This is a genomic window from Collinsella sp. AF29-7AC (assembly GCF_003475665.1).
GTDB lineage: Bacteria > Actinomycetota > Coriobacteriia > Coriobacteriales > Coriobacteriaceae > Collinsella.
The window spans coordinates 1-23,321 of record NZ_QRQX01000019.1 but is presented as its reverse complement, the minus strand read 5'-3'; the positions used below and the strand labels follow the sequence as shown (position 1 = coordinate 23,321).

At 60.6% G+C, this 23,321-nt stretch carries 16 protein-coding genes; 9 read left to right on the top strand and 7 right to left on the bottom strand.

All coding sequences use genetic code 11. The features are described from left to right. Window positions 1–362: 362 nt before the first annotated feature. The 3 genes from DWZ15_RS08435 to DWZ15_RS08425 are packed head-to-tail and all read left to right on the top strand — an operon-like array spanning window position 363 to window position 4,278. Window positions 363–2,162: a histidine kinase N-terminal 7TM domain-containing protein gene (locus tag DWZ15_RS08435; RefSeq protein WP_158572521.1), complete on the top strand. Its 1,800-nt coding sequence runs from the start codon at window positions 363–365 to the stop codon at window positions 2,160–2,162. Between the two features lie 2 nt (window positions 2,163–2,164). Beyond that, entirely contained in the window at window positions 2,165–3,658 is a 1,494-nt protein-coding gene (locus DWZ15_RS08430; protein ID WP_118450461.1) for a sensor histidine kinase, read from the top strand. Next, window positions 3,655–4,278: a response regulator transcription factor gene (locus DWZ15_RS08425; RefSeq protein ID WP_055252147.1), complete on the top strand. Its 624-nt coding sequence runs from the start codon at window positions 3,655–3,657 to the stop codon at window positions 4,276–4,278. Before DWZ15_RS08430 ends, DWZ15_RS08425 begins: the two co-directional genes overlap by 4 nt. A gap of 191 nt (window positions 4,279–4,469) precedes the next feature. On the opposite strand, the gene DWZ15_RS08420 is transcribed toward DWZ15_RS08425, so the two are convergent. The 6 genes from DWZ15_RS08420 to DWZ15_RS08395 all read right to left on the bottom strand — a co-directional run bounded on the left by DWZ15_RS08420 (window position 4,470) and on the right by DWZ15_RS08395 (window position 12,214). After that, window positions 4,470–5,312 carry a hypothetical protein gene (locus DWZ15_RS08420; protein ID WP_118237353.1) on the bottom strand — a complete coding sequence of 281 codons (843 nt, stop codon included), beginning with the start codon at window positions 5,310–5,312 and terminating at the stop codon, window positions 4,470–4,472. A gap of 80 nt (window positions 5,313–5,392) precedes the next feature. After that, window positions 5,393–6,634 carry an SPFH domain-containing protein gene (locus tag DWZ15_RS08415; RefSeq protein ID WP_089573532.1) on the bottom strand — a complete coding sequence of 414 codons (1,242 nt, stop codon included), beginning with the start codon at window positions 6,632–6,634 and terminating at the stop codon, window positions 5,393–5,395. A gap of 48 nt (window positions 6,635–6,682) precedes the next feature. Then, window positions 6,683–8,005: a hypothetical protein gene (locus DWZ15_RS08410; protein WP_118450459.1), complete on the bottom strand. Its 1,323-nt coding sequence runs from the start codon at window positions 8,003–8,005 to the stop codon at window positions 6,683–6,685. 24 nt (window positions 8,006–8,029) lie between these two features. Beyond that, window positions 8,030–8,767 carry a DUF4428 domain-containing protein gene (locus DWZ15_RS08405; protein WP_118450457.1) on the bottom strand — a complete coding sequence of 246 codons (738 nt, stop codon included), beginning with the start codon at window positions 8,765–8,767 and terminating at the stop codon, window positions 8,030–8,032. Window positions 8,768–9,098: 331 nt separating this feature from the next. Continuing rightward, window positions 9,099–10,610, bottom strand: coding sequence for a nucleoside hydrolase-like domain-containing protein (locus DWZ15_RS08400; protein ID WP_118450455.1), 1,512 nt, complete (start codon window positions 10,608–10,610; stop codon window positions 9,099–9,101). A gap of 266 nt (window positions 10,611–10,876) precedes the next feature. Then, entirely contained in the window at window positions 10,877–12,214 is a 1,338-nt protein-coding gene (locus tag DWZ15_RS08395; protein WP_118450453.1) for a prolyl oligopeptidase family serine peptidase, read from the bottom strand. Between the two features lie 490 nt (window positions 12,215–12,704). On the opposite strand from DWZ15_RS08395, the gene DWZ15_RS08390 reads away from it, so the two are divergent. From DWZ15_RS08390 to DWZ15_RS08375, 5 genes are all read left to right on the top strand, one after another. Then, window positions 12,705–14,132: a PTS transporter subunit EIIC gene (locus DWZ15_RS08390; RefSeq protein WP_118450452.1), complete on the top strand. Its 1,428-nt coding sequence runs from the start codon at window positions 12,705–12,707 to the stop codon at window positions 14,130–14,132. 208 nt (window positions 14,133–14,340) lie between these two features. Then, on the top strand, window positions 14,341–15,654 hold the full coding sequence (locus DWZ15_RS08385) for a DUF4038 domain-containing protein (protein ID WP_118450450.1): 1,314 nt from the start codon (window positions 14,341–14,343) through the stop codon (window positions 15,652–15,654). A gap of 107 nt (window positions 15,655–15,761) precedes the next feature. Next, window positions 15,762–15,950: a DUF5605 domain-containing protein gene (locus tag DWZ15_RS10830; RefSeq protein ID WP_117778724.1), complete on the top strand. Its 189-nt coding sequence runs from the start codon at window positions 15,762–15,764 to the stop codon at window positions 15,948–15,950. 111 nt (window positions 15,951–16,061) lie between these two features. After that, the gene (locus DWZ15_RS08380; RefSeq protein ID WP_118450448.1) at window positions 16,062–16,973 is read left to right on the top strand and encodes an ROK family protein; all 912 of its coding nucleotides are present in this window, start codon (window positions 16,062–16,064) and stop codon (window positions 16,971–16,973) included. A 389-nt stretch (window positions 16,974–17,362) separates the two neighbouring features. Further along, on the top strand, window positions 17,363–18,907 hold the full coding sequence (locus DWZ15_RS08375; protein WP_158572520.1) for a response regulator transcription factor: 1,545 nt from the start codon (window positions 17,363–17,365) through the stop codon (window positions 18,905–18,907). A 110-nt stretch (window positions 18,908–19,017) separates the two neighbouring features. Here DWZ15_RS08375 and mgtA read toward each other — a convergent pair whose 3' ends face one another. After that, the gene (mgtA, locus tag DWZ15_RS08370) at window positions 19,018–21,786 is read right to left on the bottom strand and encodes a magnesium-translocating P-type ATPase (RefSeq protein ID WP_118450444.1); all 2,769 of its coding nucleotides are present in this window, start codon (window positions 21,784–21,786) and stop codon (window positions 19,018–19,020) included. Between the two features lie 439 nt (window positions 21,787–22,225). Between mgtA and pyrE the strand changes: the two genes are divergently transcribed. Then, window positions 22,226–22,909, top strand: a complete 684-nt coding sequence (gene pyrE / locus DWZ15_RS08365) for an orotate phosphoribosyltransferase (protein WP_118450442.1) — start codon at window positions 22,226–22,228, stop codon at window positions 22,907–22,909. The last annotated feature ends 412 nt before the right edge of the window (window positions 22,910–23,321 follow it).

Here is a 23,321-nt window from a genome sequence, read left to right as displayed (position 1 = left end):
GTTTTGTTAAAAGAAGTGAAAGCACTCATTGGGGACGTACTTAAATGAGTGCCCGCAGAATGAGAGTGGATAATCTCCCGTTTTTAGCCTGTTTGTGGGCTCAAAGTGGGAGATTATCCACTCTCGCCATTTGGGCGTCCAAAAATCCTCGCTCGTTTTGTCTTAGTCATTGGGGACGTTCTTAAACGACTAGTCGCTGGCGACGTCCCTCGCCGTCGGCGGATTTTGGGACATGTGGCCCGCTTTTTGGGCCCGCCTGTCGGTACACTAAAAGCACTATGGGTACCCGCGAGCGACATATCGGCCACGCGACCGCCCGATCCGCGCCCGTGGCGGATCTTAGGGGCGGCAGGCTCTTCGCCATGCCGCGATTCCTTGTTGGCATATCGCATGGCGTGTATCGCCACCGCGTCTTTGTTATCGCCGGCGCCATTACCGCGCTGTTCCTTATGCTTTTGGCAGTCTTGCCGGCACTGTTCGCCTCCGACCCCAAGCTTTCCAACACCGTGCCCGCCTATAGCGAGGTGTCCGAAGAGGTCGTGGATGCGCTCGTCCACTCGAGCTCTCTCCCGCTGCTTGTCGCCGCAATTGCATTTTCAATCTGGGGTGTGTTGGCGTACCTACGCTGCTTGGACTACGTCTTGCGCCGCCGCCTTGTTGCCATCGCCGCCATTTGTGCCCTGTGGATGATCGAGGTCATCCTCAAATATAAGTCGTTCACGCCGTTCTATGCCACCGTGCTGTGGTACCTGTACTACGTGCCCATGACGCTCATTCCGCTGATCTACCAGCTGTGCGGTCTGCGCCTCGCGGGTTTGGAACAGCATCGTATGGGGCGTCGGTACCGCACCGTTTTGTGGGTCATGGCTGTCCTGCTTATCGGCTTTGTGCTTACTAACGATGTTCATCAGCAGGTCTTCCATTTCGATCGATCGAGTGGAACCTGGAGCAACGATTACACATATGGTTGGGGCTACGGTACCGTTCTGGTATGGACAGCCTTTAACTTCGTTGCCTTTTTTATCTTGGTAGGACGGTCCTCGTCTTTTCGTATTCAGCGTTTCTCGGGCACGGCCGCGCTTGTCCTATTGGGCGGCGCGTTCTTTGCCATTTCATATGCGCTGCGTGTGCCCTGGGCATGGAGGCTTAATTTTTCACTTGTCTACTGCGTCCTGTGCGTGGTGGCGATGGAAATCTGTCTCGATTGCGGTGTCATTCCGTCGTATCACGACATCGCCGGCATCTTCGACACCTTGCCGCTCGACCTCAAAGTTCTAACGCGCGACCTGCAGGAAGTCTATGCCACGCCGGCGTCAAAGCCAATGCCGGTAGGCGTGCGCGAGGAGTTGCGGACCCAGGAACACGGGCACGCTCACGCCTTTGCCGTGGCGTCCGATCCCGATGTAATGTATCGCGCCTTTCCACTGCTGGGCGGATCGGCCCTGCTTGCCCAAGACGTGTCGGAGCTCAACGAGCTTAACCGTGAACTGGCACATCGTCGCATGGAGCTGCAGCGCCAAAATGAGCTGCTCACGGCCGACTACGATCTTAAGACGCATCTGGCAGATCAAGAGGCCGAGACCTTGCTGGTCCAAGACGTGGACCAGGCGCTTGCCCGCGCGTTCGAAGAGATGTACGACCTGCTGAGCTCGCTGCCACCGTTGACCGACGAGGCGTCTTCACACGAGCGTTACCGCATGCTGCAGCGCGCCAAGATGCTCGTCGCCTATTGCAAGCGCAAAGGGTCGCTCACGTTGGCGCAGCACGGGGAGAGCGGTTTTGATCGCGACCGCATTCAACTCATTGCCAACGAGCTCGCAAGCGACCTGCGCACCATCGATGTCGATTGCGCCTCGATTATCGCCATACGACGCCCGATGCACGCCAGTACGGTAAGCGCCCTGTACGACTGCGTGTATGACTTTGCGTTTTTTGCCTACACCACCGACCATCCGGCGCTTATGTATCACTTGGGCGACCATGACCGGTGCAGTGTCGAGCTGCGCGCCACGCTATTTTCCAACGATGATGAAGATCTTTCGCAGACGCCCGCTGCGCAAGAGCTCGAAAGCGCTCTGCAAGGGCGCAACGTGGCATACCGCCTTGAGGGCGAGCCCGGCCAGCTGCGTATGATCGTCTTGATGCCGAGGGCGGGTGAGTGACGATGCAGATTTCGTTCATCCTTCCCCAAATCGTTGCGCTCGATGTTGTCTTTGCCCTGGCTGCGTGTCTGCAGATGATCCACGTCCCGCTCATCGCATCGCGCCGCTCGTCCTATAACCGTAAGGTGATTTGCGCCTACGAGACGAGCCTTGTGCTTCACCTGATGATTTCGGCGCTCATCTTATTCGCGTCGTCTGGCTCGTATCTGGTGGCGCCGCTTGACGTTTGCGCCAGGGCAATGGGCGGAGTGCTGTGGCTCAATGCCGCGATCTTTGCCTATGGCGTGGTCCTTATGGTGCACTATCGTCGCCCTGTCATGCTGGCCGAGCTGCTGCTTGTTGGCGCCGTGACACCGCCGGTGGTTTTTGCCATGGGCTCGGTGTGGGCCGTTGTCCTTATCGCAGAGGGAGCGTTCTTCCTGTTCCGTTCCGTCGCGGCGCTCTTGATGGACGTCCGTAACCGCCAGGAGGATATCACCGCGTTCTCGACGATCGAAACCATCAACGTGATTCCCGTGGGCATCCTGTATCTGGACTCGAGGGGCCGTCCACTGCTCATGAACCGCTGCATGCGTAAAAACCTGGTGGAGCTTCATATGCCCACCGACCTAGGCGATATGAGCGGTACATGGAACGACCTGCGCAAGCTCAGCATGCAAATGCCCGAAGGCGGTAAGAACCGCGTGCGGATCAACCTGGACCGCTTTGGTGAGGCGCGTGCGGTGGTCGAGGTTTCTCCCGCCGAGATTCGCCTGTTTGTGTGCGATGGCGTTATGGTCTCGGGCCGTTCGTTCGAGCGCATAATCGGTCTGGATGTGACAGAGTATGCGCATGCGCATGACCGCCTGGCGCAGGCCAACCACCTGCTTGAGCTTGCGGGCCAAGAGCTCCAGGCCCAGATCGAAGAAGTCAAAAAGGTTGCTGACAATGCGGCCTATCTGCGTATGCGCGCTCGCGTGCACGACGTGATCGGGCAGCGTCTGTCCATCCTCCATCGCTATTTGGAGGAGGGGCGCTTGGACGACGAGTCGCTCGAGCAGATCGACCCGCTGCTGCGCTCAATCGCTGCCGATCTGCGCAGCGGGGGCGACACCGAACCGGCAGAGCAACTGGGCGATATCGTCCATGCTTTTGGCCTGGTGAGCGTGCAGATCGATGTTGAGGGTGCGCTGCCTGAGGACGCGCGTGTCGCCGCTGCCTTTTTGCAGATTATCCGCGAGGCCTCGACCAACGCCACCAAGCATGCGCAGGCGCATCGGGTCCATGTGCGCTTGTGGCAGGAGAGGACGGATGCTGACGCCGTCGCGCACATGACGATTTCTAACGACGGGTCCCCGGCCCCCGTATCGTATCGCGAGGGAACGGGAATCCCAGGTATGAGGCATGTCGCGCAAGATCTGGGTGGCAGACTAGAGGTCCACGCCACCCCGCCCTTTACGCTTACGGTATCCATTCCGCTTAACGCCAACGACACGTCCCAAAGGAGAAACTCATGATCCGCGTGTTAATTGTCGAAGATCAGGCCATCCTGCGCGAGAGCCTGGCGCGCTCCGTTGGCGACCAGCCCGATATGACCGTCGTTGCCGCGATCGCCGATGCCTCCGAGGCCTTGGGTGTCGCGCTCAAGGAGCGCCCGGACATGATACTGATGGACGTGTGCACCGAACACGATTCAAACGGCATCGTGGCGGCGGCACGCATCAAGGAGCAGCTGCCCGAGTGTCGCATCATTATCATGACAGGCATGCCCGAGATCACCTTTGTCGATCAGGCCCGCGAGGCGGGCGTCGATAGCTTTGTGTACAAGAACGTCGGTATCGACGAGCTGTTCGCCGTGATGCGCTCCACGTTGGCTGGCTACTGCACGTTTCCCAAGCCGCCCGAGAGCATTTTTTCGGGTACAGCAGCCCTCGACGATGTCGAGCTATCGATTTTGCGCCTTGCCTGCGAGGGCAAAAGTCGTCGCGAGATCGCGGCCGAGCTGTTTATGAGCGAGGGCACCATCAAGCGCCGCATCTCGGAGATCCTGAGCAAGACCGGCTACGACAACATCATGCGCCTGGCCGTGCATGCGGTGACCGAGGGTAGCATCGTTCCCAACATGGAGCGCCCGTAATCGACGCGCTCACCCGTGTTCCGGCACCGCAAGGATAGGCCGCCCACCGTTTCGCATCTAAAAACGGCGGGCGGCCTGCTTGTATGGGCAGTGCTGTCGGCATAAAGCGACGGGGCCGCAGGATCATCTCCTGCGGCCCCGTCTGGTGTGCGCGGATGTGTCCGCCAATCCGCGGCTGATGTTACGTGCCGCTACGCGATGGTTGCGCTGTAGGAGGCGACGTCCTCGTAGGAATCGGTCAGGTAGGCGTCGATGCCGATGGTCGTGTTGACCAGGTCGTCAAGGCTGTCAAGCTCGCCGCTCGAGAACGTGAATTCCTCGGTGGCGTTGGTGCCGGGCATCAGGTGAGCCGAGAACCAGGGTTCCTTCATGGTGCCGTTGACGTTGGTCTTGCCGCTGGGGGCGTAGAAGGTCAGGTCCTTGTCGCTCTTGTTGGTGATGTTGACGACAAAACCGATGTCGTCCCACTCGTCCTTGAACTTCTCGGTGATGGTGATGGTGCACAGGTCGTCATCGGCAACGGTGACGGCGGGGGAGATTTCAATCTTCTGGACGTCGTCGTCTTCGACGGCCTCGTCGATCTCTTCTTCCTTCTCGGCCGCCTCGCGATCCTTCTTCACCGTGCCGGACAGGTCCTTGTCGGACTTGGTAAAGACAAGATTGCCGTCATCCTCTTCGAGGATGAGCTTGCCGTCCTTGAGCTTCATGTCATGCGACTCGTCTTCGGCGGTGATGGTTACGGTGGTGGCGTCCTTTGCCTCCCATTTAAGGTCGACGACTTCAAGGAACAGGTCGAGGGCACCTGTACCGTCCTCATCGAGAATCAGGACGCAGTGCACACCCCAATCCTCGAGCATCTTCATGTACTCATCGGTCAGTTCTTCGCCCTCCAGGGTTCCACCCGAGAGTTCCCAGCTGCCGACGAAGTTTGCCTTGGGGTCTTTGCCGCCGCCGCTGCAGCCCGTCAGGGCAAAGGCGAGCGCAAGGACGCATGTCAGAAATGCGAGTACGGACTTTTTGAACGTTGTCTTCATGGTGTCCTCCTTTATCGAACGAAACCCATAGAAGCAAATGCGGGGGTGGCGGATCCCCCGCCAATTACCAGATAGAGGGGCTAGGGCCTGGGCGTTCCGCAGTTGCTGCAGAACTTGCCGCCGTTTTCGCTGCCGCAGTTGGGGCAGAACCACTTGGCCGGTGCCGGGGCGGGTGCGGGACTGCCGCACTCGGAGCAGAACTTGCCGGTGTTGGTGGCGCCGCAGCTGCAGGTCCATGTGCCGGCCGCGGGGGCAGCGGCAGGAGCCGGTGCGGGAGCGGGTGCCGGAGCCGGCTGCGGGGCGGCCTGCTGCTGTGCCTGGCCGGCGGCGAACAGCTGGCTGGCGTTCATGCCGCCCATGCCACCTGCCATGCCCATGCCCATAAAGCCTGCCATCGCGCCGTTGGGATTGGCGGCTGCCGCGCGCATTGCGTCGCTCTGGGCGCTGGCAATGTTGGCTGCCGCCATAGTGGGATCGCGCATGACGGCGGCTTTCTGCAGGTCCTTGATCATCTGCTCGTCCTCTTGCGAGGCAGCGATGGAGTTGACGCCAAAGCTCACGATCTCGACGCCGCGCAGGTCACGCCAGTCGGCAGAGAGGACCTCGTTGAGCGCGCGGGCGAGCTCGGTGGTGTGGCCGGGGATGGCGCTGTAGCGGATGCCCATTTCCGAGATCTTGGCAAAGGCGGGCTGCAGGGCGGTGAGCAGCTCGGACTTAAGCTGGCTGTCGATCTTGTCGCGCGTGTAGCTATCGGTCACGTTGCCGCACACGTTGGTGTAGAACAGCAGCGGGTTGGTGATGCGGTACGAGTACTCGCCGTTGCAGCGCACGGAGATGTCAACGTCCAGGCCAATGTTGTTATCGACCACGCGGAAGGGCACGGGCGAGGCGGTGCCGTACTTGTTGCCGATGATCTCCTTGGTGTTGATGAAGTAGACGCGCTGGTCCTTGCCCGCGTCGCCGCCAAAGGTAAAGCGGCTGCCGATATTGGCGAAGGTCTCCTTGATGGAATCGCCCAGGTTGCCGCTAAAGACGCTCGGCTCGCTGCCGGTATCGAAGACGAACTCACCGGGCTCCAGTGCGACTTCGATGATCTTGCCGTTTTGCACCACGAGCATGCCCTGGCCGTCGTTGACGGCGATGACGGAGCCGTTGGAGATGACGTTGTCCTCGCCGCGCGTGTTGGAGCTGCGGCCACCGGTGCGTTTGCTGCCCTTGCAGGCCAAGACGTCAGCAGGCATCGATTCGCAGTAGATAAATTCCTTCCACTGGTCGGCCATGACGCCGCCGGCAGCTCCCAATCCAGCTTTCAAGAGTCCCATGGTGATCTTCCTTTCTCGTCAAAGGCCGGGTGGTATTGGTTGGATTGCTTAGTCGTCCTTGTCGTCTTTCATGACAACGGTGGTCTCGGTGTGGCTGAAGGTGTCGTGCTTCTCGGTCAGGTCGAGCTCGCCGCAGTACTCGTCGGCGTGGGTGGCCTCGTTGGCCGTCTTGAGCTGGCCTACCAGTAGCACGTCTCCGATAATCACGATGATCAGCGGCGCGATGATGTTGATGAGGATGCCCTCGATATCAAAGGCGAGGTAATCCGGATCGAAGGCGTTCTCGCCCATAAAGAGAATCTGGGAGAGGACAAATCCGATCACAAAGAACAGCACCGAGGCGATGGCGAGCTTGGGCTTGGAGCAGGGGAGCTCGCCGACCAAGCGGCCGGTCTGGCCGTTCATGGCAAACAGGTAGCTCTTGCCGTTCCACGAGGTGGAGAGCATCCAGACGGGGAACAGGGCGTAGTCGCTGTCTTCCCAGGTGTAGTCGAGCTGCTTGCTTTCGACCGTGGCATCGTCGTATTCGTCGACGACAGTCTCGCGCAGGGCCGAGATCGTACTTTCTTCCATACGGCGCTCGGCGCGCGCCTTGCAGGTCTCGCAGTCCTCGTCGTAACGGTTGGCGATGTAGCCGGGCATATATGCGACCGAGAACGGACGCAGCGCGTCGTAGTCAAACGGCTCGATGGCGTCCATGTGGCCGTCGGGCATCTTGGACGATCCGTCGACGGGCACGCGCTTAAACGAGATGGCTCCCTTGCGGTAGGCATCGTAGTGGTCGGTGGTCGTGACGGTGCGGTCGGATTCCTCGGTCACGGTCTCGTTGGTCGCGTCAAAATACACTTCGCCGTCAACGCGGGCGCCGTAGAGCCAAAACGGCACGTAGACACCTTGGACCTCGTCGATGTGGTTGCCGGTGACAAAGCTCTTGGGCAGCAAGATCTTGCCCTTGTAGTGTTCCTTGAGTGCGGCCGTGACGTCGTCGCGCCCGAGCTTAAACGGGATCACCAGGTCGGGCGAGAAGTCGCCAGAGAGCTGGCCGGGCGCCACGGCGGAGTTGCCGCAGTACGGGCAGGTGGTGACGGCGACAGTGCCGTCGGACACGAGCTCGGCGCCGCACGACGAGCAGATGTAGCCGGCGTTTTGGGCGAGCTCCTGCACGGCATCGTCGGCGACGGACTTGGGCGTTGCGGCTGCCGCATCGGCTTTGGCGTCGGCCTTGTCCTGGCGCTCGCGATAGAGGACTTCGACTTCTTCGACTTCAAAGCGTGAGTCACAGTAGTCGCAGACAAGCTTTTGCTCGGCGCTTGCAAAATGCAGGGGGGCACCGCAGGCAGGGCACTGATAGTTAACGCTCTCGAAGGCCATGATCGGTCCTTTCCGTGCCGGAGGCTATGCGCCGATGGCGCCGCCGCAGTATTCGCAGCGCCCACTGGCATCGGGAATGGTGGTGGCTCCGCAGAAGGGGCAGGTCACCGCGGTCTTGGGGGCCTTGGCGGCCACGACGCTGTCGCGCGTCTCCTTGCGCAGCTGCACCAGCGCGTCGCGCACCTCGGTTGCCTGGCGCTTGGCCTCGCGGTATTCGATGGAGCCGCGCTGATCGATGGTGGAGTCGTTCACGCGCAGGTCGATCTCGGTAAAGTACGGCGTGTTGACGTGGATGGTCAGATTAAAGTCGTAATCCAGGTCGTAGCGCGGCGGGTTGTAGCTCTCGCGCTCGCCGTCCTTAGTCTCGCGATAGATTTCGGTGCGATGCTCGTCGATATCCATATCGCAGCCGAGTACCTGCGAGAACTCGATGATGTCGGGATTGGCGTCGCGCCAGCGGCTCTGCGAGGTGATGATCAGCAGGCCCGCGTCCTCATCGAGCATAATATTGGTGCGCCCGGCAGAAAGCGTGCGCGTGGGGTTGAACGACGCCAGGCGCTCGGCATTGGCCTCGCGGTAGGCGAGCTGCTCGCGGATATCGTCCGCGGTGCTGGAGCGATAGCCGTGAAAGTAGGGGGAGAGCTTGCCGGCGCACTCTTTGCACAGGTAGCCTTCATTGATTTTTGTCTTACCTAGAAGTCCCAGCTCGGTACCGCAAATCGCGCACTCTTTCTTCTCGAACATCTTGTCAAAGAAGCCCATGGCTGCCTCCCATCAACTGGTAGCGTGTGTCACTTTTGATGATGGGGGAGTGCGCGATCTTTCACGATACCCAGACGGCTCAACGAGTCTCCACAACTGGGACACATGGCCCATTTTTCCTACTCATTGGGGACGTACTTAAATGAGTGAAACTACTCATTTAAGTACGTCCCCAATGAGTGCCACAGAATGAGAGTGGATAATCTCCCGTTTTTGGCCTGTGTGCAGGCTCAAAGTGGGAGATTATCCACTCTCGTTGTTTGGGTGTCCAAAAATCCTCGCTCGTTTGGCGCCTGGGGACACTCTTTGTCGAATGTGGGCGTTGCCCTTGCTACGCCACGGTCACGGCGACCTGGGCGTAGCGGGTACAGGGGCGCTCGGCGCGCGTCTGGACGGTGAGGGTGAGCACGAAGCGGTCGCCGGGTCGTGCGTCGGCGGGCACGATGAAAGCGGTGTCTACCGTGCATTCTTGCCACATCGACAGATCCTGGACGCCTGCATAGCTCGATGGGTCTACGGCCACATCCCAATGTGCATCGAAGCCCTTGCCGTCGGGGTCGACGATGGTCGCTGTAAGGTTGACGCGCTCGCCGGCTGTGGCGCTGCGGTCGGCAGTGACCTCGACAACATGCGCCGGATGCGAGCAGATGGCCGGATCATGGGCACACCATTGCGCGCGGGCGGCAAAGTCTTCCTGATAGGCACGCAGGTAGGGATTGAGATTGTCGTCTGCGGGCGTGCTGATGGAGGCAAAATCGGCGGGCGCCTTCGCATCGGGGTGTCCATCAAGAAACATGCGGCCGAGTAGCGTATCGAAGTCGCGGTCGTCAATACCGCGCAGGCCAAACGGCAGCAGCGGAATATAGGTCATGCTGTCGCCTTCGGCCATAAAATCGCCGCGCTCAAACTGCACCGCGGGCATGCCTTCCAGGCCCCAATCCAGACGGGCATGCTTGCCAAACTGAAAGCGCTCGGGCTCGTTTTCGTAGACCTTACCATCGCCATAGAGCATATAGCGTGCCATGAGGGGTCCGTTGCCCTGCGTGAGGTTCTGCGCAGGCCAAGGAGCCTTAAACAGCGGCAGCGTATCGGGCTGAGCTGTTTTGGCGTCGAAATAGTTGCCATACATATAGGGCGTACGCCAAAAGATGAGCTCGGGAAAGAGCTCGCGCCCATGGTCGAGCCACGAGTTATCCTGCCCCACGCCATCGGCAACGCCCATCACGCGCACCTTCTGATAGACCCGCTGCTGTACGGCGGGCCACTCGGGCGTGGCGCGATAGCGCTCGGCAATACTCATGAGGGCGCGAACGATCGTATTCATACCACCCCAGCTGAGCAACCATAACGTACGCGGATCATCATCTAAAATCGCCTGCGCAATTACGCGAGACCCCTCAGTTTCCTCAGTCACATCACCCTCAAAGGCAACATTTCCCACAAAGGTGCGCTCGATCATCTGGGCGGGCGTGGGAAACGGCGGCTCACCGGCAGCGGCCGCATTTGCTTGCAACTGCGGCCAAGCCTGGGCATATTCATTACTCCAAAGACTTTCGATCCAATGCTCGGGAAACGGCCGATACTCGCGAAGCTCGCCGGCCAGCGGATCGGGCTCATGAGGCACAACATCCCAGGTATAGGAGCGCACGCCCTTGGTCCGCCAATGCGGATTCACCTCACCGAGCGTATGAACCCCATCCCCAAGAAAGTGATACTGCGAAGCCGTATACACCACAGCCTCAACATCAAGCAAATTAAGATACAGAGCCAAATGAACGAGCGAGTTCATATCGTCGACTTCCATATCGGTAGCAACAATCACCCGAGTCAACTTTTGGGCCATAGGAACAGCTCCAATCAAAATCAATTCAGCCAGTTACGCGCAAGGCAAGACGGGACCCACGCCCCCATCGCCCGCGACCCGGCGGCCCGCCGGAAGCGGCCGACCAGCGTTTCGAACAACGTTAACTTAGGGGGCTCTGACCTTTAGTTTTGTAAACATTCCGCAGCGCGAGCCCCGCTTATCCGATGCTCCGAAGGAGCAGGATAAGCGGGGCTCATGCGCGAGGACGTTTACAAAACTAAAGGTCAGAGCCCCCGATGGGATGGTTACCTCGAAACCCTGGCCGACCACTCCCAGCAGCCCACCGGCTCGCCGTCGATGAGTACGTTGCCCCCGTCGAAGTCTTGATAACACAGGTCGTTGAATTGGTGGATCCACACGCCGTGGTTGAACGTCTTTTTGGCCGAGCCGTCGGCCTCGCGATACACGCCGGTCAGGTCCTCGACATGGCTAAAGTACGTAAGGTGCACGTTGGCGCCGGCATCGCGCAGGCGCGCCGTGAGCGGCAGCACGGTCTGTTGCGGTGACACAAGCTCGTCGCCCTTGGAATGCGTAAACCACAGCGGCGTCTTGGCGAGCGCGGCCACGTTCTCGTCCGTTGCGTTGTACCACGGGGCGCAGCAGGGAAGGCCCGCGGCGAAGAAATCGGGGTAGTCGGCGCACAGGCGCAGGGTCATAAAGCCGCCGTTGGAAAGACCGGCGACCACGATGCGGTCGGTGTCGATGCGGTCGGCATGCTCGGCGACAAACTCGTCGATAAACGCCTTGAGCACGGAGGAGTAGATGCTCTGGTTGGAGTGACCAAGTTGCTCGACGCCGTTGTCCATCCAAAACGTGGGCGACTGCGGCACGAGCACCCAGGCAAAGCCGCCAAAGTAGCGCTGGATCTGCGCCTGGCTGATGGCCGTCACGCGGTTGCCGATATAGGCGCGCGTGGCGCCTTCGCCCTGCGTGGCGCCCTTGCCCTCGCCGGCGCCGTGCAGATACACCACGAGCGGCGCCTTTTGGGGCACGACCGTCGCCTCGGGCGCAAAGGGGTTGAAGCATGCCGAGTCCTCGGCTTTAAAGCTGGGCTCAAAGAAGCCGTATTCGAGCGCGATGCCGTCGACGGCGGTCTTTTGCGTGGCGTTGCTCCAGCCTTTGAGCGCGGGGCAGATGTCACCACGGCAGGTGCTAAAGACCAGGCCGCAGGTGGGGTCGTCACCATCGTTGCCGGGAAGAGCCGCGAGCTGCGTGATGTGCAGCTGGTCATCGAGCATGCGCGAGCCCATGACGCCGCCTTCGATCTTTTTGGTCAGGCGCTGCTCGGCGACCTCGAGTGCCACATGGGTGCCCACGGCGAGCTTACGTCCGTTCTCGTCGCACGGATATGCGGCGAGAATGTCGATGTAACCCACGGAGGGCGCGGCATGGTCGGCGCCGCGCTCCTTGCGCATCAGAACCTCGCCCGAGCGCTCGTGACGCTCTACATATATATGGAAGGTGTTCGCGTCGATGTCGTTGGCGCGCACGGTGCAGGGCAGGTCGAGTACGACCTTGCTGATCCAGGGGCCAAAGTCGCCCAAGGTGGTGACGGTTGCGTAGGTACACGATTTGAGTTCCATGAGCTGCCTCCCTTGTGCCGCGAGAGCTAAACGTGTGCGGCAATACAAACTAAACATGTTTAGTTTAATGCAGATTTGTAGAACAAGCAGATGAACTCGGTAAACGGCATAATTGAACACGCAGTGAACTACTAAACATATGTTTACTAGTTTCTATCTGGGGTTTTCTTGATGGGCTAACAGGCTATCAAGAGGCAACTCAAAGTAAAATCCCACGTAAATAGCCATATATCAATACATAGGCAAAGAGACGATTTACTGCCGCTCAGATACGCTCACCCCCGATTTCCTACCGTTCACCGGACTGTAGACGGCAAAATTGCCATAAATTCGGCGCTCCGTGTAAACTAAAGCCCGTAAACGTTCAGTAAACACCTTGTTTACAAAAGCGTATCCAAGGGTCCGGCAACCGTAAGGGGTTATAGTCGCCGGGCCAAAGGCGTGCCTGCGAACGAACGACCAGGCACACGAAGATATGGGGAGGGGTCCCATGGCAGTAGATAACAAGCAGATTGCCACCGATGTCCTCGAGCTCGTGGGCGGTGCGGAGAATGTTTCCGTTGCCACCAACTGCATGACGCGCCTGCGTCTGACGCTCAAGGATAACAACAAGGTTGACGTGGAGAAGATCAAGAAGGTCAAGGGTGTTCTGGGTTGCCAGTTCGCCGGCAGCCAGCTCCAGGTCATCATCGGCCAGAACGTGCCCAAGGTGCTCGCCGAGTTCGTCGCCATCTCCGGCGTCAAGCAGGGTGAGGCCGTCAACGAGAACCTCGATGCTCCCAAGGAGAAGTTCGAGCTCAAGAACCTGCCGAACATCATCCTCGACTATCTGTCCGGCTCCATGACCCAGCTCATCCCGCTGCTCATGGCCGGCGGTCTGTTCCGTACCATCGCGGCCGTCCTCGGCCCCACCATGCTCGGTGTGCTCTCGGCCGACGACCCGACCTACACGTTCCTCTACACCACCCTGTACGAGGCAACGTTTACCTTTATCCCCATCTACCTGGGCTATGCCGCCGCTAAGAAGCTCGGCGCCAGCCCGGTGCTCGGCATGCTGCTCGGTGGCGCCCTCATGGCTCCTTCCGTGGTGAGCGTCGCCACCCAGGAGGGCGGCGGAATCATCTCCGTCTACGGCATCCAGATCGCCGCTGCCAACTACCAGCAGTCCGTCCTGCCGATCATCCTTTCGGTGCCCGTCCTGTACTTCATCGAGAAGTTCTTTAAGAAGGTTATGCCCGACGTGCTGTCCACGGTCTTCACGCCGTTCTGCACCATGATCGTCACGATCCCCATTGCCTTCATCGTCCTCGCTCCGATCGGCAACGAGATCGGTACGCTGATCGCCAACGCCCTCTTCGGCCTTGCTGACCTTGGCGGCATCGGCATCCTGATCGTCATGGCCATCCTCGGCGCCTTCTGGCAGCTCTTCGTGGTCTGCGGCATGCACATGCCCGTCATCCTGCTCGCCCAGGTTCAGATCATCGCTGCCGGTTACGATCCCTTCGTCTTCGTTTCCACCAACTGCGCTATGGCCGCTGTCTGGGGCTGCGCCTTCGGTGCCTTCCTCAAGATGAAGAACCCCGACGAGAAGTCTCTCGCCATCGGTTACGTCATCTCCGCCATCGCCGGCGGCGTCACCGAGCCCGCGCTCTTCGGCATCCTCATGCGCTTCCGTCGCACCATGTTTGGCATGTTCATCGGCGGTGCTATCGGCGCTGTGTTCTCCGGCCTCATGGGGGTTACCTACTACCTCGCAGGCGGTGCCTCCAACTTCCTGGTCTTCACCAACTACCTGCAGGGTGGCCAGATGAACACCGTCTGGGCTATCGTTGGTATGGCAATCTCCTTTGTCATCGCCGCTGCCGTCGTCTTTGTCTCCGGCTTCTCCAAGGAGGAGCTCGCCGAGATGGAGGCCTAAGGCCAAACCGTTCGGTCGCATAAGACCTCACCTACACGACAGGGCCCCGTCAGGCGTAAGCCCGGCGGGGCCCTTCTTGCAAGGTAGACTGATGGGGCGGGTGAGCTTCGCCCGCGAGGGTTTGCCAAGCGCCGGGGGCTTTCGCGCAGGGTTATCGCGAAAGCCCCCGGCGGTTCGCAAATCCTTTATCAAACGAAAGGACATGCAGATGAGTTTGGGAAAGCTGACCGCCAACGGTCGCCAGGACGGCTTTTTGTGCGAGGGCAAACCGTTCTTTTGGTTTGCCGATACGTGCTGGAGCGCATTTACGAGCATCGCCGAGGACGACTGGGACTACTATCTGACCCGCCGTGCCGAGCAGGGCATGAACGTGCTGCAGATCAACACGCTGCCGCAGTGGGATCGCTGCTGCCCCGACCTGGGCATTTGGCCCTATGCCAGCGAGGACGGCGTGCACTTTGATTGGTCCCGTCCCAACCAGGCATATTGGGACCGCGCCGCCGCCATGTGCCGTGCTGCCGTCGAGCACGGCATCCGTCCGGCGCTCGTGCTTATGTGGTGCAACTACGTGCCCGGTACCTGGGGTGCCAAGATCGCCGAGCGTTGCGGCGCCGAGGTTATGCCGCGTGAGGAGGTCCGTGCCCACGTTGCCCGCGTCGTCGAGAACCTGGGCGAGTTCGACCCCGTCTACGTAGTGACGGGCGATACCGACTTTGCCGGCGACGAGGCGATCGTCTATTACGAGGACGCGCTCGACGAGGTCGTCAAGCGCGCGCCCGAGGCGCTGCGCACCATGCATATCAACCGCGGCAATCGTACCATTCCGGCGCAGTATCTGGGCCGTCTGGACTTTTACATGTTCCAGCCCGGCCACAACTACGAGGGCCAGCCCGAGGCATGGCGTCTGCCGCAGGACTTTATCGCCAACTATCCCAAAAAGCCGATGGTCAACTCCGAGCCTTGCTACGAGCAGATGGGTGCGTCGCGCAACGTCTACTGGCGTTTTACCGCGCAGGATTGCCGCGCGAGCGTATGGTCGTCGATTCTTGCCGGCGCCAGTGCCGGCGTGACCTATGGCGCGCACGGCGTTTGGAACTGGCAGACATCGCGCAGCCAGGGTTCGGTCCTGGGCGAGGGCTTTGACATGCCCTTCCGCTGGCAAGAGTGCCTGCAGTTTGCGGGTGTGTGGGACTTTGGCGCGATCGAGCATGTGCTTGCCAGCCTAGGCGCTACTGCCGGTGACGATGCGCTTGCCGTGGTTCCGGCGCAGGAGCTCCTCGACGACGCGCGCGAGTCCATCCGTGTGGCGCGCGTTGGCGATCGCATCGTCGCGTACCTGCCGCGTACCACGGCGCTCAAGTTTAAGCTCGACGGCGCGCGTGGCTGGACGGCGACGGTCCTCGACATGGAGGACAAGCGCATCGCAAAGCTGCCCGTCCGTGACAACGGTGACGGCACCGTGCGCGTGGCGCAGCATCCCTTTGAGCACGACGCGCTGGTGATCCTGGCCCCCGGGCGCTAACGGCTCTTCTCCAACATTTACAACCCAGTCCCTTTCATTAGGCTGCGACGGAATGGTTCCTGCATGACGGCTTCAAGCTGCCAAGGGGAGCCATTCCGCCACGCTCATTGGGGACGTACTTAAATGAGTGGTCTCGTGAGTTTGAGGGCGAGTCGGGCGCTCGATACAAGGTGAGTGTCGTGGACACATGGGGCATGACGGAGGAGGAGCTTCCCGGAACCTTTGAGGGCAAGTTCCGCATCGATCTCCCAAGTAAGCAGTATATGATGCTTCGCCTGACCAAATTAGAGGCGTAAAACAGAGATAATCGGCTCCGGGCGTGACTTGCTGCACGACCATCGCAGGGGGGTAGCCCCTGTGATGGTCGCGGCGATGCGCGTCCGGAGCTACGCTTGTAAGGAGTGAACATGCAGGAGTTTTTTGGAATCGATGTGGGCGGTACGGCCGTTAAATGGGCTGTGCTGGGCGAGGATTTTTCCATCCGCGAGCGCGGAAGCCTGCCGACGGGCTTTACCACGGCTGATGAGACGGTCGCGGCGCTGATCTCGCTCGTCGAGCCGTATCGCGAGCGCGTGAGCGCCGTGGGCGTGAGTGCGCCCGGCGGCATCTACGAGGGAGATGTCACAGGAACGATCCATCGCGGTGGTGCGCTCACGTTTATGGATGGCTGTCCGCTCGGAAAGCTTATGCGCGAGGCTCTGGGGGTGCCGATTGCCGTCAATAACGACGGTAAGTGCTGTGCACTCGGTGAGTATGCGGCTGGCGCTCTGCGCGGGACGCGTTTTGGCGTGGTGCTCGCTGTCGGCACAGGTATCGGTGGCGGCATCGTTATCGACGGCAAGGTCTTGCGCGGCGCGCATTGCTTTGCGGGCGAGTTTAGCTTCTTGCGCAACGATGTCACGACTGCTGCGAGCATGGAAAACTCCTTTGCGGGTTCGGGCGGTTGGCGTGCGCTCCGCGATGCCGCCGTTGCCGAGAAGGGCCTGCCTGCGGATTCTCCGGTGGACGGCCGCCGCGTCTTTGAGTGGATCGCGGATGGCGACATGGCGGCGCAGCGCGCGCTCGACCGCTACGCTCGCGCATTTGACGGACAGCTCATCAACCTGCAGGCCGTGCTCGACCCCGAGGTCTTTGTGATCGCAGGCGGCATCTCGTGCCATCCCGAGCTCGTCGATGCCCTGCGTGCGCAGATGCCGCTGGCCCTCTCGAGTTACGAAGGGACCCTTGCCGGCATTCCTGTGCCGCAGATAAAGGCGGCCGAGCTCGGCAACGACGCCAACCTTTACGGTGCTGTCCAGGAGGCCATGCGCCTGGTGTAGCGCATTGGACATAGTCATTGGGGACGTTCTTGTTTGACTAGTCGTTTAAGAACGTCCCCAATGACTACCCACAGAATGAGAGTGGATAATCTCCCGTTTTTGGCCTGCATGCGGGCTCAAAGTGGGAGATTATCCGCTCTCGTCATTTGATTGGCACTTGCGGCACTTGCACTCATTGGGGACGTACTTAAATGAGTGGCAGTTGGGGACACTCCTTGCCGAGCTGCAAGCCGTGCGCGCCCCTTCTGGGCCTTGCGGCTCAAAATCGGTTTACGCCGTGGGCTGTTGGGGTCAAATTAGCGACATTTTGAGGATAGGTTCGATATTAGGACTGGTTCTCTAATAGAATGAGTTTGCAGGCCATTAAGCGACTGCGGGGGGGGGTATTCATGAAAGGTATGGGAGACACAACAGCGTATTTGCGTTGGGGCATTCGGGAGATTATATGCCTGGCGCTGTTCTATTTTACGTTTTTGGCTGGCGAGTACCTCTTCGACATGCGCGTGGCCGAGTTTGTGCCGCCGAGCGAGGTTGCTACCTACGAGACCCTCATCGTCGGTGCGAGCGTAATCGGCTTTTTTGTGCGTCCTATTCTGTACTATCGCCGCCCCCGCGCGATCGATACGACGAGCGACATCACGGGCGTGCTGCTGGTGTCGGCATTGCTGCTGATGATTATGGCGGTTCGGTTTGAGGTGGTAATTGCCGGCGGTTTGATGGCGTGTTGCACGCTGGGCTACTGCGGATCGACCGCTCACGCCAACTTTGCCCGGCGCTTTGCGCGGACGCCGTACTTGGCGCGCGCGGCGGCGCTTTCATATGCTCTGGGCGTCCTGCTTCAGGTGTTCAGCCACATGGTGATACCCGCGGGGATTCCGCAGCAGTTTGTTTTTGTTGCCTGTGCGGTCGCGCAGGTGGCGCTCCTCCACGGCGTCCGCCGTGCCAAGCTGCGCGGCGAATCTGAGTTTGGGCCTGAACCCGATATCTCCGAGCTTTCGGTGGATGCATCGGAGTTTGGCGCCAAATGGCAAAACGATCCCGAGTCAACGGCGGCTTTTCGGCGCGCCGTGGTGCGTCTGACGATTGCAACCGCCTGCCTTACCGGGGTGTTTGCCGCCCTCAATGCGGGGCTCACGATCTCGCACGCCGCCGGGTCCGTTGACTTGGGCGATTGGTCGCGCTTGCTGATGGGCGTGAGCGCTCTGCTCGCCGGCGCCCTATTTGACCTGCGCGGGCGCTCGTGTATGAACATCATCATGACCTGCGCCGCCATGTTGTCCACGCTCTCATTCGCTGTGCTTATCACCGATGCCAACGGCGCCAACATACTTGCCGCCACCGTCATCTTCTATCTGGGTGCGGGCTTCTTCGTGGTGTTTTTCACGGCGAAGTTTGCCGCCATTTCGGTGTATGCGCATTGGTCGTATCTGTGGCCGTGCATGGGCCGCGTCATCAATAACGTTTGCGCGATGCTCGTGACGGCACCGGCGGTGGCGATTGTCTCGAGCCAGAACGTGCTGTTGGCGTTGGGTGCCGGACTTGTGCTGTTTGTGGGTATTGCGATCTCGCTGCTGGGACAGGTTGGACATCGGACCAATGTCACTGTGGTGCCCGGCAAGCTGGCGTTTGCTGCCGACGATTTTGATACGGGCGTCGCGTCCGATCGGGGCGAGCCCGTTTCCGCAGGGGTACTGGAGCTCACGCTCGATGAGCGCCTCGATGCCTTCGCCGTCGCCTTTGAGCTTACGCAGCGCGAGCGCGATATTCTGGAGGCCTTGGTCGCATCGCACGAGAGTGTTCAAGACATCGCCGCAACGCTCTTCCTTTCGCGCTCCACGCTTTACCGTCATATCGCCTCGATCAACAAAAAGACCGGCGCCTCCTCACGTGTGGCCCTCATCAACTTTTTCTGGTCCTGGGCGCCCAAGGACTAGCCCATTTGGGACGGGGCTTTTTTAGCTGTTTTGGGCAGCCACTGCCAGCGCGAACCACCACAAAGGGGACAGGCACCTTTGTGGTGGTTTTGACGGGAGCGCCTGTGGAGTTACAGCAGTTCGCCGTGGCGGGCGATGTAGCGGCGCTTGGCCAGTTGGGTGAGCGCGATGTAGGCGGCGACAATGCCGATGAGCAGCGCGAAGAAGATTGGCGGCAGAGGCATGAGACCCAGCGCATCGGCGATGGGGCTTGCCGGCAGCCAGGTGACGAGCACCAGGCCCAGCACGGTGAGGAGGCACAGCGCGGGCGCGGCGTGGTCGCGCGGGCGTGGCAGGCGCGGGGAGCGCAGCATGTGGACCACGAGCGTCTGCGACCACATGGACTCGACAAACCAACCGCTCTGGAAGAGCGCCGTAAAGGCCGCCATGCCCGCGACGTTGCCCGCGGCGGCAAGCTCTGCCCAGCTCGAGCCCACGGTGGCGGGGCACACCACAAAGAAGAGCGCGGCGAAGGTCACGATGTCAAACAGCGAGCTCACGGGGCCCAGCTCGAGCATAAAGCCCTTAATGGACGCGGCGTCCCAGGCGCGCGGACGGGCGGTCCAGGCGTCGTCGACGGTGTCCCACGGCAGCGCGATGCACGCGATCTCGTAGACCAGCGACAGCAGCACCAGCTGCAGAGCGCTCATGGGCAAGAACGGCAAGAACAGGCTCGCGACGGTCACGGATAGCACGTTGCCAAAGTTGGAGCTCACCGTGGTCTTGAGGTACTTGAGCAGGTTGCCGTAGGTGCGGCGGCCTTCGATGATGCCGCGCTCGAGCACGCCCAGATCCTTCTGAAGCAAGATGATATCGGCGGATTCCTTGGCGATGTCGACGGCCGAATCGACCGAGATGCCGCAGTCGCTCGCGCGCATGGCGGCGGCGTCGTTGATGCCGTCGCCCATAAAGCCCACGGTGTGGCCGAGCAGCTCGCGCATGACGCGCACCAGGCGCGCCTTCTGCAGCGGCGAGAGCTTGGCGAACAGATGGGTTTTCTCGGCGCGCTCGGCAAGCTCGGCGTCATCGAGTGCATTGATCTCGGAACCTAGCAAGACGTTGCTCGCGTCGATACCGATCTGCTCGCAGACGGTGGCGGCGACACGGTCGTTGTCGCCGGTCAGGACCTTGACCGCCACACCCTTGGCCTCGAGCGTGGCGACGGCGCCCGCGGCACTCGCCTTGGGCGGATCGAGGAAGGCCAAAAAGCCCATCAACACCATGTCGCATTCGTCGGCGATGTCAAACTCGTCCACGCAGCGCGGATTGGTTTTCTGCGCCACGGCAATCACGCGCAGGCCCTCGGCGTTGAGCCCGGCGACCTGCTTGCGAATCTGGGCGAGCTTATCTTCGGTAAGCGGCTGGGCGGCGCCATCGACCTCGACAAAGGAGCAGATCTCGAGCATTTCCTCGGCAGCTCCCTTGGTGACCATCTGGGTTTTGCCCTGGGCGTCGGCGACAACTACGCTCAGGCGACGGCGCGAGAAATCGAAGGGCACCTCGTCGACCTTGGTATAGCGGTCGCGCAGGCTCTGGCCCAGCATAGAATCGGGCACGACGGTCGAGGGCGTCACATCGGCACGGTCGATGACGGCCAGGTCGATAAGGTTTTTGAGGCCGGTCTGGAAGAAGCTGTTCAAAAACGCATGGCGCAGCACGCGCGCATCCTCGTTGCCATCGGTGTTGAGGTAGCGCTCGAGCACGATGCGGTCTTCGGTGAGGGTGCCGGTCTTGTCGCAGCACAGGACGTCCATGGCGCCCAGGTTTTGGATTGCCGGCAGCTCCTTGACGATAACCTGGCGACGAGCGAGGTCCTTGGCTCCCTGTGACAGGCTCGTGGTCACGATGACGGGAAGCATCTGCGGCGTGATGCCCACGGCCACGCTCGTGGCGAACAGCAGCGCGTCGATGACGTTGCCCTTGGTGGCGGCGTTGATGGCAAAGACGGCCGGCGCCATAACGAGCATAAGGCGTACGAGCAGCATGGAGACGCTCGAGACGCCGCGGTCAAACGCGCTCTTCTCGCCGCGCCCGTTGAGCATCTTGGCGATGCCGCCCAGGTAGGTGTCCGAGCCGGTGGCAACGACAAGTGCCATGGCGGTGCCGTTTTGCACGGAGGTGCCGGTAAAGACGATGTTCTTGCAGGCAGACAGTGGCAGCGCGGAGCTGTCGGCGCCTCCGATGACCGTGGCGGCAGCGGTCTTCTCGACGGCCTCGCTCTCGCCCGTGAGCGCGGACTCGATCACAAACAGGTCGCGTGCGGCGATGATGCGGGCGTCGGCCGGCACCATATCGCCGGCAGAGAGGCGGATCACATCGCCGGGGACGAGCTCGTCGAAGGAAATCTCGAGGCGCTTGCCGTCGCGCAGGGCGCAGCAGGTGTTGGAGACCAGGTCCTTGAGGGCCTCGGCCGCATTGCCGCTGCGGGCTTCCTGGATAAACTTCATGCCACCCGATACCAGCAGCATGGTGCCGATGACGATGACCGTGGAGGGGTCGCGCTGCGGCTCGGGCACGGCGAGCACGTCGATGTAGAGTGAGACCAGCGCGAGCGCGGCGAGGATGCCGGCGAAGGGATCGATGAACGCGTCGGCGATGCGGCGGGCGAGGGTTTTGGTCGGCGCCTCGATGGTGTTGGGCCCGGTGGCGTCCAGGCGCTCGGCAGCGTGCTCGGCGGTGAGCCCGTCGGCCGTGGCGTCGAGCAGCACGAGGGCATCCTCGGCGCTATGGGTAGCGGCGAATATGGTGTTCTTGGACATGCCGGTGTGAGCGGCGGGGCGCGCCGTGCGGCGGCGCTTGGAGATGGCTTCGAGTACCGTGGCGGTTTTGAGCATCAGCATAGGGTCCTCCTTGTTGAAGGGAGTTAGCGTACGTGTCGTATTTGCTTCAAAAAAAACCTAGATGTCGCTCACGTCATACTCACGAACCACCACAAAGGGGACAGGCACCTTTGCGGTGGTTTTGACGATCGGCTATTGGCGCTTATGCGTGTGCGGAATCCTCGCGGCGTGCCGAGGGCGACATGCAGGTTTTTCGACCATGGCTGCCTTCCATGGCACACCTCCTTAAGGCCGGGCGCGGCGCGCTTTGGGTATCTCGTACCCGTTTTTAATCCGCCCGTATTCTTGATGAGGGGGTTTGCCGTGTCAACCCCATTGTTCGGAAAATCATCGTCTCTGACAAAGCCTTTACAGAATGCCGTGAGCTCAAAGCGCGCCCGCAATGCGCTCTGCCTGCGCTAAACTGGAAGGCACGTACGCGATTACGAGAGGAGCCCGCATGGAGGCTTACAAGCAAGAGTTCATCAAGTTCATGGTCGAGTCCGACGTTCTTAAGTTCGGCAGCTTTACGCTCAAGAGTGGCCGTCAGTCCCCGTTCTTTATGAACGCCGGCGCCTACGTGACGGGCTATCAGCTCAAGAAGCTGGGCGAGTATTACGCCCAGGCCATTCACGATAACTTTGGCGACGACTTTGATGTGCTGTTTGGACCGGCCTACAAGGGCATTCCGCTGGCCGTCGTGACCGCCATTGCCTACCACGAGCTCTACGGCAAGGAGGTCAAGTACTGCTGCGACCGCAAGGAGGCCAAGGACCACGGTGCCGACAAGGGCAATCTGTTGGGTTATGAGCCCCAGGACGGCGACCGCGTGATCATGGTCGAGGACGTCACCACCTCCGGCAAGTCCATCGACGAGACCTATCCCAAGGTCATGGCTGCCGCCGACGTTGAGATCAAGGGCCTGATCGTGTCCCTCAACCGCATGGAGGTCGGCAAGGGCGGCGTGACCACCGCGCAGAAGGAGATCGAGGCCAAGTACGGTTTCCCCGTCGCGAGCATCGTCTCCATGGCCGAGGTCGTCGAGACTCTCTACAACCACGAGATCGACGGCAAGGTCGTCATCGACGACGAGCTCAAGGCCGCCATCGATGCCTACTACGAGCAGTACGGAGCTCGGGAGTAGTTACGCGGGTTTACCAACCCGCGTAACGGCTCGACGCTGCAAACCCGCCAGAGCGGCAATCTGCCTTTCAACTTCGGCGGCATGATCGAAAGATCAATGCCGCCTCGTTTCAAGGCACCTTGCTCGCTCTGGCGGGTTTTCGCTGTCGTTGCCAAAACATCGGCGTTGCCTTGGTAGTCATTGGGGACAGACATAAATGAGTAGTCATTGGGGCGTTCTTAAATGACTACTCAGGATGAGCGTCCAAAAATCCGCGCTCGTTCGATTGACGCATGTCTACGCAGCGTAGGTTGTCGAGCCTGGCCTTCAAATGGATACTGACTGTCGAACCGGTTCACTCCATTTCTTCAATTTGATTGGACAGCCTGTTAGCGTCGGAAAATATTAGCCAAATATAGTCGGCCGAGATTGA

Coding starts and splice junctions, on each gene's coding strand:
- DWZ15_RS08435 (WP_158572521.1), top strand. CDS start 363: ATGCCGCGATTCCTTGTTGGCATATCGCATGGCGTGTATCGCCACCGC.
- DWZ15_RS08430 (WP_118450461.1), top strand. CDS start 2,165: ATGCAGATTTCGTTCATCCTTCCCCAAATCGTTGCGCTCGATGTTGTC.
- DWZ15_RS08425 (WP_055252147.1), top strand. CDS start 3,655: ATGATCCGCGTGTTAATTGTCGAAGATCAGGCCATCCTGCGCGAGAGC.
- DWZ15_RS08420 (WP_118237353.1), bottom strand. CDS start 5,312: ATGAAGACAACGTTCAAAAAGTCCGTACTCGCATTTCTGACATGCGTC.
- DWZ15_RS08415 (WP_089573532.1), bottom strand. CDS start 6,634: ATGGGACTCTTGAAAGCTGGATTGGGAGCTGCCGGCGGCGTCATGGCC.
- DWZ15_RS08410 (WP_118450459.1), bottom strand. CDS start 8,005: ATGGCCTTCGAGAGCGTTAACTATCAGTGCCCTGCCTGCGGTGCCCCC.
- DWZ15_RS08405 (WP_118450457.1), bottom strand. CDS start 8,767: ATGGGCTTCTTTGACAAGATGTTCGAGAAGAAAGAGTGCGCGATTTGC.
- DWZ15_RS08400 (WP_118450455.1), bottom strand. CDS start 10,610: ATGGCCCAAAAGTTGACTCGGGTGATTGTTGCTACCGATATGGAAGTC.
- DWZ15_RS08395 (WP_118450453.1), bottom strand. CDS start 12,214: ATGGAACTCAAATCGTGTACCTACGCAACCGTCACCACCTTGGGCGAC.
- DWZ15_RS08390 (WP_118450452.1), top strand. CDS start 12,705: ATGGCAGTAGATAACAAGCAGATTGCCACCGATGTCCTCGAGCTCGTG.
- DWZ15_RS08385 (WP_118450450.1), top strand. CDS start 14,341: ATGAGTTTGGGAAAGCTGACCGCCAACGGTCGCCAGGACGGCTTTTTG.
- DWZ15_RS08380 (WP_118450448.1), top strand. CDS start 16,062: ATGCAGGAGTTTTTTGGAATCGATGTGGGCGGTACGGCCGTTAAATGG.
- DWZ15_RS08375 (WP_158572520.1), top strand. CDS start 17,363: ATGAAAGGTATGGGAGACACAACAGCGTATTTGCGTTGGGGCATTCGG.
- mgtA (WP_118450444.1), bottom strand. CDS start 21,786: ATGCTGATGCTCAAAACCGCCACGGTACTCGAAGCCATCTCCAAGCGC.
- pyrE (WP_118450442.1), top strand. CDS start 22,226: ATGGAGGCTTACAAGCAAGAGTTCATCAAGTTCATGGTCGAGTCCGAC.